Annotated in this window: 12 protein-coding genes; 4 read left to right on the plus strand and 8 right to left on the minus strand. The window is 52.5% G+C overall.

Annotated features, from left to right (window positions below; all coding sequences use genetic code 11):
* The first annotated feature begins 183 nt into the window (after positions 1-183).
* The 3 genes from mscL to gpmI all read left to right on the plus strand — a co-directional run bounded on the left by mscL (position 184) and on the right by gpmI (position 2,953).
* Entirely contained in the window at positions 184-471 is a 288-nt protein-coding gene (mscL, locus tag KIS77_17200) for a large conductance mechanosensitive channel protein MscL (protein MCW5924062.1), read from the plus strand.
* 294 nt (positions 472-765) lie between these two features.
* Positions 766-1,296: a hypothetical protein gene (locus KIS77_17205; protein ID MCW5924063.1), complete on the plus strand. Its 531-nt coding sequence runs from the start codon at positions 766-768 to the stop codon at positions 1,294-1,296.
* Positions 1,297-1,423: 127 nt separating this feature from the next.
* Complete coding sequence (gpmI, locus tag KIS77_17210; protein ID MCW5924064.1) at positions 1,424-2,953, plus strand: 2,3-bisphosphoglycerate-independent phosphoglycerate mutase; 1,530 nt, start codon at positions 1,424-1,426, stop codon at positions 2,951-2,953.
* Positions 2,954-3,244: 291 nt separating this feature from the next.
* Here gpmI and KIS77_17215 read toward each other — a convergent pair whose 3' ends face one another.
* Both KIS77_17215 and KIS77_17220 read right to left on the minus strand, forming a co-directional pair.
* Positions 3,245-4,456 (minus strand): DUF1501 domain-containing protein, encoded by a 1,212-nt coding sequence (locus KIS77_17215; protein MCW5924065.1) that lies wholly within the window; start codon positions 4,454-4,456, stop codon positions 3,245-3,247.
* A 37-nt stretch (positions 4,457-4,493) separates the two neighbouring features.
* Positions 4,494-5,924, minus strand: coding sequence for a DUF1800 domain-containing protein (locus KIS77_17220; protein ID MCW5924066.1), 1,431 nt, complete (start codon positions 5,922-5,924; stop codon positions 4,494-4,496).
* Positions 5,925-6,094: 170 nt separating this feature from the next.
* Here KIS77_17220 and KIS77_17225 point away from each other — a divergent pair, with 170 nt between their 5' ends.
* A complete protein-coding gene (locus KIS77_17225) occupies positions 6,095-7,057 on the plus strand; it encodes a D-alanine--D-alanine ligase (protein ID MCW5924067.1) in 963 nt (320 codons plus the stop codon).
* 125 nt (positions 7,058-7,182) lie between these two features.
* Here KIS77_17225 and KIS77_17230 read toward each other — a convergent pair whose 3' ends face one another.
* The 6 genes from KIS77_17230 to KIS77_17255 all read right to left on the minus strand — a co-directional run bounded on the left by KIS77_17230 (position 7,183) and on the right by KIS77_17255 (position 12,053).
* A complete protein-coding gene (locus tag KIS77_17230; GenBank protein ID MCW5924068.1) occupies positions 7,183-7,869 on the minus strand; it encodes a carbonic anhydrase in 687 nt (228 codons plus the stop codon).
* 97 nt (positions 7,870-7,966) lie between these two features.
* Positions 7,967-8,302 (minus strand): hypothetical protein, encoded by a 336-nt coding sequence (locus tag KIS77_17235; GenBank protein ID MCW5924069.1) that lies wholly within the window; start codon positions 8,300-8,302, stop codon positions 7,967-7,969.
* A 116-nt stretch (positions 8,303-8,418) separates the two neighbouring features.
* Positions 8,419-9,444, minus strand: coding sequence for an SRPBCC family protein (locus tag KIS77_17240; GenBank protein ID MCW5924070.1), 1,026 nt, complete (start codon positions 9,442-9,444; stop codon positions 8,419-8,421).
* 307 nt (positions 9,445-9,751) lie between these two features.
* The gene (locus KIS77_17245; GenBank protein ID MCW5924071.1) at positions 9,752-10,078 is read right to left on the minus strand and encodes an iron-sulfur cluster assembly accessory protein; all 327 of its coding nucleotides are present in this window, start codon (positions 10,076-10,078) and stop codon (positions 9,752-9,754) included.
* A 59-nt stretch (positions 10,079-10,137) separates the two neighbouring features.
* A complete protein-coding gene (iscU, locus tag KIS77_17250) occupies positions 10,138-10,557 on the minus strand; it encodes a Fe-S cluster assembly scaffold IscU (GenBank protein ID MCW5924072.1) in 420 nt (139 codons plus the stop codon).
* A gap of 275 nt (positions 10,558-10,832) precedes the next feature.
* Complete coding sequence (locus KIS77_17255; GenBank protein MCW5924073.1) at positions 10,833-12,053, minus strand: IscS subfamily cysteine desulfurase; 1,221 nt, start codon at positions 12,051-12,053, stop codon at positions 10,833-10,835.
* Positions 12,054-12,066: the final 13 nt, after the last annotated feature.

The raw sequence follows: 12,066 nt of genomic DNA on the forward strand, positions 1-12,066 counted from the left end.
TTTGCCAGCAAAACTTGGCTCAATTTGCCACCGACAACCAATTCTCCGCACACTCACAAAAAAACACCCCGCGAACAGCCCGCATCTCGATGAAAATTTGTGGAAACGACATAGAATGTAAGGCAAATGGCTATTTTTACCGCCGAAGATTCTCACTATTTTTCTAATCAAAACGAAAAAACAATGTTACAGGAGCTCAAGAACTTTCTTCTTCGCGGCGATGTCATCACGCTCGCCGTGGCGTTCATCATCGGTGGCGCCTTCAATGATGTCGTCAAGTCATTGGTAAGCGATGTCGTCACGCCAATTATTGGCATGATAAGCGGCAATCCCGATTTTTCAGGCATCAAGATTGGCGAGAGTATCATGATTGGCAATTTCATCAACTCGGTGGTCAGCTTCCTAATAGTAGGCACCTCGCTGTTTTTCCTCATAAAAGCAGCGGGCAAAAAAACCGAAGACGTGAAATAAAATTTTACGCCTATTGCGAAAGGCGCTCGCCGTGTTGGCGAGCGCCTTTTTTAGTTTTCAAAATCATTGTCCGCCAAAGGCCTATTCTCAAAATTATGTTTTATCAAAAATTTCAAAAATTAGAAAAAGAAGCGACAAGTGAGGCCAAAGGCCTACTGAAATGCAAGAGACACATTTTTAACAAATTTTAATTTCACAATAACTTAACAAAAATATGCCTTTCCAATTTTTATTTGGCAAAGATAAATTATAGTACCTTTGCGCCGTTATTCGTTCACCAATCATAGTTTGAAAATGACTTTGAATCAACTCGTAGACGCACTTGACGCGCAAATCGTAAAGGGGGACATCATCGCCGCTTTTGACCAATTTGCCGCTGACAACTGTGTCACTTTTAGCACTTCGGCTGATAAGACCCAAAACAAAGCCCAAAAAGCAGAAGCCCTCCGCTGGTTTTTCGACAGCCTCGCTTCCGTCAATCGCATCGAGCGCATCGCCTCGAAAGTGGGCAAAAACGCCACCGACTCCCAGTTCGTGTTCGACTTCACCGATAAACTTGGCAACCACCTCGTTTTCAACGAAGTCATTCGCCGCACTTGGAAAGACGGCAAAGTGGTGGAAGAGCAATACCTCATGGGCGCTACCATCCAAGACGAAAAACCCGCTGCCCAACCCGCCGCCAAAAAAGCGGAGCCTGTAGCTGACAAAAAACCCGCCGCCAAAAAAGCGGCTGAGCCTAAGGCCGACAAAAAACCCGCCGCTAAAACGGCTGCCGAGCCTGTCGCTGCGAAAAAGCCTGCCACCAAAAAAGCGGCTGGCAAGTAATTTCCAGACAGGGGCGAAACAAAACGAACCCAATAAGCTCGGCTGACAATGGTCAGTCGGGCTTTTTTGTTTTCAGGATGAAACACATTCAGCGTTACTTTGCCAGCGAAATCGCAAGCAACGCACCATGACAAAAAAAGCATTTCTGCTCATACTCGACGGATGGGGCATCGGCACCAAGCCCGAAGCCGATGCCATCAAACAAGCCAACACCCCCTATTTCGACCACCTGTGGAAAGAATACCCACACAGCACCCTCATCACCCACGGCGAGGATGTGGGCTTGCCCGACGGGCAGATGGGTAACTCGGAAGTCGGCCACCTCAACATCGGTGCCGGGCGCATCGTGTGGCAAGAACTGGCACGCATCAACAAAGCCGTCCGCGAGCGGGAACTCCATAACAACAAGGCATTGCTCGAAGCGCTTGATTACGCAAAAACGACCGGGAAAACCGTCCATTTCATGGGGCTTGTCAGCGACGGCGGCGTGCACTCCCACATCGAGCACTTGAAGGCACTCTGCGACATCGCCACCGAAAACGGCAATCAGCGCGTCCTCATCCATGCCTTCACGGACGGGCGCGACTGCGACCCCAAGAGCGGCGCGGGATTCGTCGAAGATTTATTGAGACACATTGAAGACCAACCGGTAAAACTCGCCTCCGTCGTCGGTCGCTACTACGCCATGGACCGCGACAAACGCTGGGAACGCATCAAGCTCGCCTACGATTTGCTTGTGAACGGGAGTGGCGAACAGGTGAACGACTTCCCCGCCGCCATTCGGAAAAGCTATGAGGCAGGCGTGACTGACGAGTTTTTGAAACCAATGCTCACAACAAACATGGAGCAAAGAGCCACGCTCGACGAAGGAGACGTGGTCATAGCTTTCAACTTCCGCACCGACCGCTGCCGCGAAATCACCCAAGTGCTCACACAGGCGGATATGCACGAATACAATATGCACACCCTGCCGCTTCACTATGTCACCATGACGCGCTACGACGAGACCTTCCGCAACGTGCGGGTGATGTTTGAAAAAGACGACGTGCGCATGACGATGGGCGAGATTTTGGAAAAAGCAGGAAAAACCCAAGTACGCATCGCCGAGACGGAAAAATACCCACACGTCACCTTCTTCTTTTCCGGCGGGCGCGAGGAGCCTTTCAAGGGCGAGCGTCGCCTCCTTTGCCCTTCCCCCAAAGTGGCTACCTACGACCTCCAACCCGAAATGAGCGCACCCGATATCCGGGACGCAATTATGAAGGACATTCGAGAAAACGAGCCCGATTTCATTTGCCTCAACTTCGCCAACACGGACATGGTGGGGCACACGGGGGTGTTCGCTGCCGCCATGAAAGCCGCCGAGACGGTGGACCAATGCCTAAGCCAAATCATCCCGCTCGCGCTCGAACACGACTACGCTTGCCTCATCATCGCCGACCACGGCAACTCGGACTACATGGTCAACGAGGACGGCACACCCAACACGGCTCACACAAAGAACCCTGTGCCCTGCATCCTCGTCAGCCAACACCTGACCGGCCACGAAAAACTGAAAAACGGACGATTGGCCGACGTGGCCCCAACCTTGCTGGCCTTGATGGGCATGGAAAAAGGAAAGGAGATGACGGGGGAGAATTTGGTGAGCCAACGCTGACATTGTACCATGACTCGTTAGAGTTTGCCAGAGGGCCATCAGCGATTCTCGTCTTGTCGGGTTCTGAGGTGCCATCCCGGAGGAATGGAGGGGTAACATCTCAAAAATAGGCCGAGGCGCCACCTTTTTCGTTCCTCAAAAGATGATGTCTCTTACAAACCGAGAATAGCTGGAGGACCATGCTCGCTCTCCCTGATTTTGAACAGATTGCGCTTTTAGCCATGCCCAAGACTTGGCGGCGCGAAGTATGTCACGCTGGTACAACTTGATAGATAGTGCGCGCCATATTGGTCAAACCACCCCCAATGGCTCAAACGCCTCGCCCAGAATCGTCTTCGCGTCCGCGCCCAGCCACCCTTCGAGCAGCGTGGCATACACCCGCCTGAAGTCCACCTTGAATTTCAAGTCGCCCTCATCCAAGTCGCCCAAGTCGGGCAGCGGGTTGAGCAGCCCTTGTTGTTTCAACCCGCCCCCCATGAAAAACATCAAGTTGGCCGTGCCGTGGTCGGTGCCCCCGGAGGCGTTCTGCGACACCCGGCGACCAAACTCCGAGAAGGTCGTCACGAGCACCTCGTTCCATTTTCCGTTGGCTTTCATGTCTTTGGCAAATGCCGCAAGCGCGTCGTTCATCTCCACGAACAGGCGCTTCTGCTGCCCCCCCTGGTTGACGTGGGTATCAAAACTGCCGAGCGAGACGTAGTAAATCGCCGTGTCGGTATCGGCTAAAATCAGCGAAGCGATGGTCTTGAGGTTTTTGCCCAAGCCCGTGTTGGGATAAGTAGCGGCGAGCGTTTTTTTGCGGCTTTGCTGAAAAAGGTATTCGGCGCTGGAGAGCGTCTCCGCGAGTGTTTTGTAGAGATAATCAATGGGGGCCTCGTCGTCGTGGACAGGGCCGTGTGCTTCCGAATAGGCCGTGAAAAACGGGCTGCGTGTCGCCCGATGAAGTTTTTGTGCATCCTGCATGGCCAAGCCTTTCACCTGCTCTCCTTTGAGCGCAAGGCTAAGGGTGTCGTCAATTTCCAAGGCAACGCTACTGCACGAGCCTTTCGCGGGGGCATTGCCCGCGCATTGTGCGTCGAGGTAGCGCCCCAACCAACCAGTTTGCCAATATCGGTCGGCAGGGCTGGCCGAATGCCAGATGTCCATGCTCCGAAAATGCGAGCGGTCGGGGTTGGGATAACCCACGCTGTTGAGTATAGCCAGCTGGCCTTCGTCCCAAAGACTTTTCAGCCCGATGAGCGAAGGGTGCAGGCCGCACTCCGAGTTCAAGGCCAGCGCTTCTGCTTGCTTGATGGCCAAGCGCGGGCGCTGTTTGTAGTAGATGTCGTTGCGCGTCGGCACGAGGGTGTTCAGGCCGTCGTTGCCACCGCTGAGCTGCAACACAACGAGGGTCTTTCCTTTGAAGGGCAACACACCCGGCGCTTCGAAGGCTTTCAAAAATTTGGGCAGCATGAGCGAGGCGGTGGCCAAGGAGCTGCTCTTGAGGAAATCGCGGCGCTTGATAAGCATAGTTAAGTTGATGAAGGGTTTGCTCTGGGGGTTAGGATAGCTGGTATTCGGGGGTAGCCATGAGTTGAATCAGGGTTGTTTTCACGAGCGATGCTCGGTGGCTGCGGTCGGTGTGTTGCCGCAAAATGCTGACTGGCGGCTTGGGGTCTGGCATTGCCCACAGATATTGAGCCATGGTGGTCGTCAGTTCATGTTCAGGTGTTTTTTTGAACAAATCCAACACGGGTTGCCACTCTACGGTGGCGGCGAGCCCACGTTTGGCGATGTTCGGCCTGCCCTGTCCCATTTGCTGGTCGTCGTCGTCTTTGGTGTCCACGTCGAGGTCGCTTTGCGCGAACAGCATCTGCGGCAGGCGCAGACGCAGAATGAGCGAGCTGCTGTCTATCCAATTTTTGCCACCGGGCCATCCTGCCACATTGGGCGGGAAAAAGAGTATCTGGCCGAGGGCGCGCTGGAGCACCATTTGGCTTTCGGGATGGTCCAACTCAAGCGGTAATGCGCGGCGTATGCCGACCCAGAGCTCGACGGGCGACTTGATTTTGTTGCCAGTGTTTTCGGGGGCATAAAACCAATCGGAGCGAGCGATGTCTTCGAGCAATCGCATGATTTGGTAGCCACTGTCGTAGAATCGGTCGGCGAGCCAAGCTATGCGGTCTTCCGGCACGAGGGTGTCGTTCACGAGATATTTGTAGATTTTTCTGACGATGAACCGGGCCGTCTCTCTTTTTTCCAACAGGATGTGGAGCACATCGTCGCCGTTGAGTTTGCCCGTTTTGCCCAACACGGTTTTGGTGCCGTCGTCGTGGTCTATTTTTCTGAACACAAAGTCGCCGTTGAGCCGAAAGCCCCAACCCGTGAAGGCACGGGCGGCTTCCTTGACATCCTGCTCGGTGTAGTGTCCGCGCCCGAGGGTGAAGAGTTCCATCACCTCGCGGGCAAAGTTTTCGTTGGGGTGCTTCTTTTTGTTTTGTTGGTTGTTCAGGAAAGCGAGCATGGCCGCCGATTTGGACACTCCGCGCAGCAGGTCGCCAAAATTGCCCAGTGCGTGTTCGCGGACGACGTGCAGCATCTGCTGTTGGTAGAGGATGTTGATGTTGCGGCTGGCGAAGTGCCCGTGCCAGAAAAGCGCCATTTTCTCGCGGAGCTGTGCTTTGGAGTGCGTCATTTCTTCCAGCCAAAGCATGTTGAGGCTGCGCAGGTTGTCGCGGCTTTTCTCGCGGATTTCTTTTCTGTCGGCGGTATCGAGGTCTTTTCGCTCCATTTTGCCGATTTCGCCGATTCCCATGAGCAGCCCTTTGACGGCGCTGTCAGCCACATCAAAATAGACGGGCTTGGCGGCCAGCGATTCGTCGCGGAGCTTGGGCCACCAAGTGTTTTCGGGCAGGGAGGCCCAATTGTCCCAGCTCTTGGTGCGCGGGCCAAAGCCAAAGCGCCAAAGGAGATGTTGCAGTTTCTGACTCATACCATAGATGGTGTTTTGTGTTTCGGTGGAATGCCACCGCACAGAGACGATTAAAAGAAGCGGGTGTTTAAGGCTTAACGGAACTTTAATTCACACATATCTTTGCCCCTCACTCCAAATCAACGAATCACCCGTCCGAACACCTCATCGGGCGGACAAATCAACGAACAATGCAAAACATAGCCATCCTTACTGGCGGCGATTCGGAAGAACGGGTCATCTCGCTCAAAAGCGGTGCCGTCGTGCGCGAGCATCTGCCCAAATCTCGCTATCGCTCTTTCCTCATTGATGTTCAAAAGGCCGATTGGCGCGAGATGGATTCTGGTGTTCAGGTGGACAAAAACGACTTTTCACTCACCTTGCACGGCGAGCGCATTCGCTTCGATTGCGCATTTGCCGCGCTGCACGGCACCCCGCTCGAAGATGGCAGGATGCAGGGATATTTGGAGATGTTGGGCATCCCTTACACTTGCTGCGACGGCTATGTGAGCGCACTCACGATGAACAAGCACAACACGAAGATGCAATTGGCGCAATATGGCACGGTGCCGATGGCTCGGTCGGTGTTGTTGCGCCGAGGCATCAAGTTGGATGAAACGCAGCTGCTGGCTTTGGGCTTGCCCCTTTTTGTGAAGCCCAACACGCATGGTTCCAGTTTTGGGGTCACGAAAGTGAAAACGTTCGACGCGCTTCCGGTGGCCATTGAAGAGGCTTTTCGATTCGACACGGAAGTGGTGGTGGAAAGTTTTTTGCCCGGCAGGGAATTTTCCAACGGGGTGCTTCAAGTGGATGGGCGGATAGTGGCACTGCCCGTGACGGAGATTATCCCGGAAACGGAGTTTTTTGATTTTGCTGCTAAATACGAAGGAAAATCGCAGGAGGTTACACCTGCCGATTTGCCACCCGAACTGGCCCGCCAATGCCAGGAACGCTCTCGATTCCTGTATGAAGCCTTGCGCTGCCGGGGGGTGGTGCGTTTTGACTATATTTTGGTGGACGGCACTTTTCACTTTTTGGAAGCCAACACGATACCGGGCATTTCGCCCGCGAGCATCGTGCCGCAGCAGGCACAAGCGCATGGATGGCCGCTGGGCGAGTTTTTTGCCTTGCTTATAGAAGAAGCCTTGCGATAGGCGCTGAAAACAAAAAGCCCCCCGCAAGCCTTTGCTGCGGAGGACTTTCCTAATTGTCACCAACTTTCACATTTTCATGCATTCTCACGACCTCTGGGAAAATCTTTATTTTGCGTGATGATGACTCACCAATAGCTATTTTGTCGGGCGTATTTGGGGAAGAGGCTGGCCAGCATTTGTCGGCCATCCTTACTCATGAAAGTTATCTTGCCTGTTTCCATTCCATACATAGCTCCCACGAGGTTCAGGTCTTCTTGCTCTATCAATTCTCGGATGATGGAACTCGACCGAATGATGTGCTCCATGGTGCGCAGTATGTGTTGCCGCGCCACGTTTTTTACGAAGCGTTTGTTTTTTGAATGGCGTCCCTCAGGTAGCGTTTCTGTTTCGGCCAAAATGGAGAGGCGGAGGCGTTCCGTCAGCCCGGCCATATTCCCGAACGAAATGTCGTCGCAAGCAGCCTCGACCACGCTGCAACGGGTGTGTCCCAACACCACGATTAGTTTTGAGCCTAAACCGGCGCAAGCGTATTCCACGCTGCCCAAAGCGTCGGCACAAACGGCGTGACCAGCCAAGCGGATGTTGAAGATGTCGCCCATGCCTTGGTCAAAAATCAGTTCGGGCGACATATCCATATCGCTACAGCTGAGCACCGCCGCCAGTGGTTTGCGCCGCGCCTCGGTTTCCTTCAAAATTTGGAAAAGGATGCGGCCATGGTGTGGGTTGTTGAGAAAGCGTTCGTTGCCTTCTTGCAACAATTCGCGGACATCTTCTGGTGTCAAAGACTGCCAGTTCTGATGAGAAGATTGCATGATAGTGGGAAGCGTGGGTTTAAGTGAAAATGCGGGCACGACCCGACAGCGCGGATTCGTCCAACCGAGATAGAGGCTTGAAGCCTTATTCGTTCACTTAAACTTCGGGAGGAGGGCTCTCCAACTCGTGCGCCATTTCGGATATGGGGGCGAGCACGAGGCTGGATTTTGTATTTGCCAGTAGGCGGCCTGCTTTGAGGAGATAGGCAGGAGGCAGATAGTTGTTTTCGTCTTTATCTCGTTTTTCGGATTCGTTTTCTTCGCTTTTTTGTGTCTTGTTTTCTGCATCTTCTTCGCTGTCCTCAAAATCAGCGATTTGTTCGCTCAATGTCTGACCATCCAAAACGTGGTCGGCCTTCAGCAGATGCTGAAAGTCTTCCGCCAATAGCAGTATGATGATAGCGAACAATATGGATTGAAGACCGTGAGACATAAGTCAGCCGTTACGTGTGCAAAACTATGTAATTCCGCTGGGCTATTTTGCCAAAATATTGCCAGAAATGGTTTTTGTCGGCTAAAATGCAAATTCACGACATTTGGAAAGGGGGATTACTTTTTATCCGTCGCTGTAGAATCAGGCTTGGGTTCCACGAAATAGATGATGCGTGTCAGCCACAAGGCGGTATCGGGTTCTTCCACTGGGTTGGTGACATACTCCTCCACCACAGGCAATTTGCTTTGCAGTTTTTTTGCGTTCATGTAATCGTCTATGGCGAGATGTGCCTCCATCGTCTGAAAATGGGGGCCAAAATAGTCAACCATCAACGCTTTTCCTCCCAATGAGAATGTCTCCACGCTATCCAATTTAGTGTTTTCCTCTACGGGGATGGCCGCTGCCACATCGGTTTGTTCGCCCCATTGCCAAAACAAGCCGGAAGGCATCCCTGCCACGGTCAGTTTCTTTTCCGTTGTCAAATCCATGAGCGCGGGGAATTGGGATGCGAAATAGGTGTGGATGTCTATGGTGTCCAACACACTGCGCACACCCACGTAGTGAAGCGTGGGCAATTCGGTTTCTACCACCACATAGCCCCTGAACTTGGGGTGCGCGATTTGTTCGCAGACGCTTTTCAAATGCTTTAGCCCATCAGCAAAGTCGCGCCCCACGAAAGCGTTCACGTCGGTCAGCATGGCAAAGGCATTCCACGGGAAAGGAACGTGCATGTCGAGCGTCCAAGTGACGTGGGTAGTGCTGCCGTTGTCTTTCAGCACAAAATAGGCTGGCGAAGTACCCCATTCCGAAAATTGCACTTCCAATTCGACGCGTTCCGGCGAGGCAGATTTGAGTTTTTGAGTGCCGGTACCTACTTTTTTGTTGCCGCTCCAAGAGTACAGAGCACCCGGTTCGCCATCCGTGCCGATGATTTCGGTTTTCAGGTATGGGTCATAGACGTGCCATGGCGACCAGTTTTTGAAATTTTTGAACAATCGGACCTGCTCATATACGATGTCGCGGGGCGCGTCAATCTCTGTGCTGCGCTCTATTCGATATTCCTTTTTTGCAAAAATCCCTAGAAGCATCCACAGCCCGCCGAGACCCAAAATGGTGTAGAGAATAAATTTCAATGCTTTCATGGCAAAAGTTGTTCGGTAAAAAAGCCGACGCGAAGTTACTCTAAGTGCGAATAGACTTGTTGCGGTGGAGGGCTTTGAGTGAAGGGGATTGTCATTTTTTCGACTGGCAAGGCAAATTTTGCAGTCGAAATCGGGTATATTCGGCGAAAAATTTGACGAAGCCAGTCGGAAAAAGGGCTTTCCCTTCGCCAAAGCCCTCCACCGCAACAAGTCTAATACTGTTTGTCAACAAAAAAAGGCCGCATGGTGCGGCCTCTGCATTAAAATTCATTCATCCTGTTCCGAAAAAACCCTCTACTGCCCCGCACTATACCGCAAAACTTTCACCGCAACCGCAGGTGCGCGTGGCGTTGGGATTGTTGAAGGTGAAGCCTTTGCCATTCAGCCCGCCGCTGAACTCCAGCGTGGTGTTGAACAGGTACAGAAAACTTTTGAGGTCGGTCACCACTTTCACGCCGTTGTCCTCAAAAATTTGGTCGTTGGGTTTTGCTTCATTGTCAAAATCCAACTTGTAAGACAGACCGGAGCATCCGCCGCTGGTGACGCTCACTCGAATGAAGTACTCGTCGGACAGTTTGCTCGACTGACGGACTTCCTGAATTTTTTGCTTGGCGCTGTCTGCTACGTAAATCATTTTATACGAACGAATTGAAAGACACGTCTTGCAGGAGACGTGTCGAACGTTTTGAAAAATCAAGCGCTCGCGGCCTCCACTTTTGCTTCGGCAGCAATGCCGTTTTTGGTCTGATAGTCTTTGATGGCCGCCTTGATAGCGTCTTCGGCCAACACGGAGCAGTGGATTTTCACGGGCGGGAGCGCCAATTCTTCCACGATGTCCATGTTGTCAATGGTCATGGCCTCGTCGAGGCTTTTGCCTTTGAGCCATTCGGTAGCGAGCGACGAGGAAGCGATGGCAGAGCCGCAACCAAACGTTTTGAATTTGGCATCGCGGATGACACCTGTTTCCTCATCTACTTCTATTTGGAGACGCATCACGTCGCCGCACTCGGGAGCCCCCACGAGGCCGGTACCCACATTTTTGGCGTCTTTGTTCAGGACACCCACGTTGCGCGGGTTCTTGAAATGGTCGAGGACTTTTGTTGAATATGCCATGTCAATAAGCGTTGTTGGTTTGTTGATTTTTGTTCGCCCCCGTTATCGGGAGATGTTTGTTTCAATCCTGAAAAATGCGTGTCAAGTTTTTGTCTTCCTGAAAATCGAATACCAAAACCCCTTCACAGTGTAGTAGATTCTGTAAATAAGTTGAGTAAACGGGTCGGGAGGGCTTTGTACTGGCATTTTCCGTCGCAATTTTTGGTGAATGAAAATTTGTGCAAAACTGAAGTCCCAAAATCAATTTTCTCTCACTCCCCAATTATCAAATTCAATCAATGCGCTGCCCACTCAATTTTCGTCAAATCCACTCCATCTTTATACATTTCCCAAATCGGACTTAGCTCGCGCATGTGGTTGACACCTTCGGCGACGGCTTTGATAGCGTAGTCCACCTCTTCTTCGGTCGTGAAACGCCCCAACGAAAAGCGAATGGACGAGTGAGCCAAATCGTCGCCCAAGCCCATACCCACCAACACATAGGATGGTTCGAGCGAGGCGGACGTGCAGGCCGAACCTGACGATACGGCGATGTTTTGGTTGAACGTCATCATCAGCCCCTCGCCTTCAACATGTTTGAAAGAGATGTTGGTGACGTGTGGCATACGGCTATTGATGTTGCCGTTGACTTTTGTTTCTTCGAGCTGGGTCAATGCTTGCTCGAGCTTGTCGCGCAATCTTTTCAGACGCTCCGCGTCCTCGTGCATCTCGGCTTTGGCAAGCTCGGCAGCCTTGCCGAAGCCTACGATGCCCGGCACGTTGAGCGTGCCGGAGCGCATTCCGCGTTCGTGGCCGCCACCGTCCATTTGAGCGGTGACTTTCACGCGGGGATTTTTTCGGCTCACATAGAGCGCGCCCACGCCTTTTGGTCCGTACATTTTATGTGCCGTGAACGACATGAGGTGAATACCGACCTCACGCGGGAGGGTCGGGATTTTGCCCACCGCCTGCGTGGCGTCAGAATGGAACAGTACCCCGTGTTTTTCACATATCAAGGCGATTTCGCGCATGGGCTGAATCACTCCCGTCTCATTGTTGGCCCACATGATGGACACTAAGATGGTGGTCGGCTTGATGGCGGCTTCCAGTTCGGCAAGGTCCACCAGCCCGTCTTCTTTCACTTTCAGGTAAGTGATTTCTGCCCCCATCTTTTCCAAGTGTTTGCACGTGTCGAGAATGGCTTTGTGTTCGGTTTCGGCGGTGATGATGTGGTTTCCTTTTTTGGCGTACATCTCAAACACGCCTTTGAGCGCGAGGTTGTTGCTCTCAGTGGCCCCCGATGTGAAGATGATTTCCTTGTCTTCCGCTTCCAGCAGCGCGGCGATTTGTTCGCGGGCATAATCTACCGCATCTTCTGCTTCCCAGCCAAATTGGTGGCTACGGCTGGCCGCGTTGCCGTGTTTCTCGTAAAAATAGGGCACCATCGCATCCACCACACGAGGGTCGCAAGGTGTGGTGGCATTATTGTCCAAATATATGAGTCGGCGCTTTTCCATGTGCTTTATTTAG

The sequence above is a fragment of the Saprospiraceae bacterium genome (assembly GCA_026129545.1).
In the GTDB taxonomy this organism is placed as follows: Bacteria; Bacteroidota; Bacteroidia; order Chitinophagales; family Saprospiraceae; genus M3007.

Bases quoted from the DNA above. Each gene is read 5' to 3' on its own strand.
- mscL (MCW5924062.1), top strand. From the start codon at position 184: ATGTTACAGGAGCTCAAGAACTTTCTTCTTCGCGGCGATGTCATCACG.
- KIS77_17205 (MCW5924063.1), top strand. From the start codon at position 766: ATGACTTTGAATCAACTCGTAGACGCACTTGACGCGCAAATCGTAAAG.
- gpmI (MCW5924064.1), top strand. From the start codon at position 1,424: ATGACAAAAAAAGCATTTCTGCTCATACTCGACGGATGGGGCATCGGC.
- KIS77_17220 (MCW5924066.1), bottom strand. From the start codon at position 5,924: ATGAGTCAGAAACTGCAACATCTCCTTTGGCGCTTTGGCTTTGGCCCG.
- KIS77_17225 (MCW5924067.1), top strand. From the start codon at position 6,095: ATGCAAAACATAGCCATCCTTACTGGCGGCGATTCGGAAGAACGGGTC.
- KIS77_17230 (MCW5924068.1), bottom strand. From the start codon at position 7,869: ATGCAATCTTCTCATCAGAACTGGCAGTCTTTGACACCAGAAGATGTC.
- KIS77_17235 (MCW5924069.1), bottom strand. From the start codon at position 8,302: ATGTCTCACGGTCTTCAATCCATATTGTTCGCTATCATCATACTGCTA.
- KIS77_17240 (MCW5924070.1), bottom strand. From the start codon at position 9,444: ATGAAAGCATTGAAATTTATTCTCTACACCATTTTGGGTCTCGGCGGG.
- KIS77_17245 (MCW5924071.1), bottom strand. From the start codon at position 10,078: ATGATTTACGTAGCAGACAGCGCCAAGCAAAAAATTCAGGAAGTCCGT.
- iscU (MCW5924072.1), bottom strand. From the start codon at position 10,557: ATGGCATATTCAACAAAAGTCCTCGACCATTTCAAGAACCCGCGCAAC.
- KIS77_17255 (MCW5924073.1), bottom strand. From the start codon at position 12,053: ATGGAAAAGCGCCGACTCATATATTTGGACAATAATGCCACCACACCT.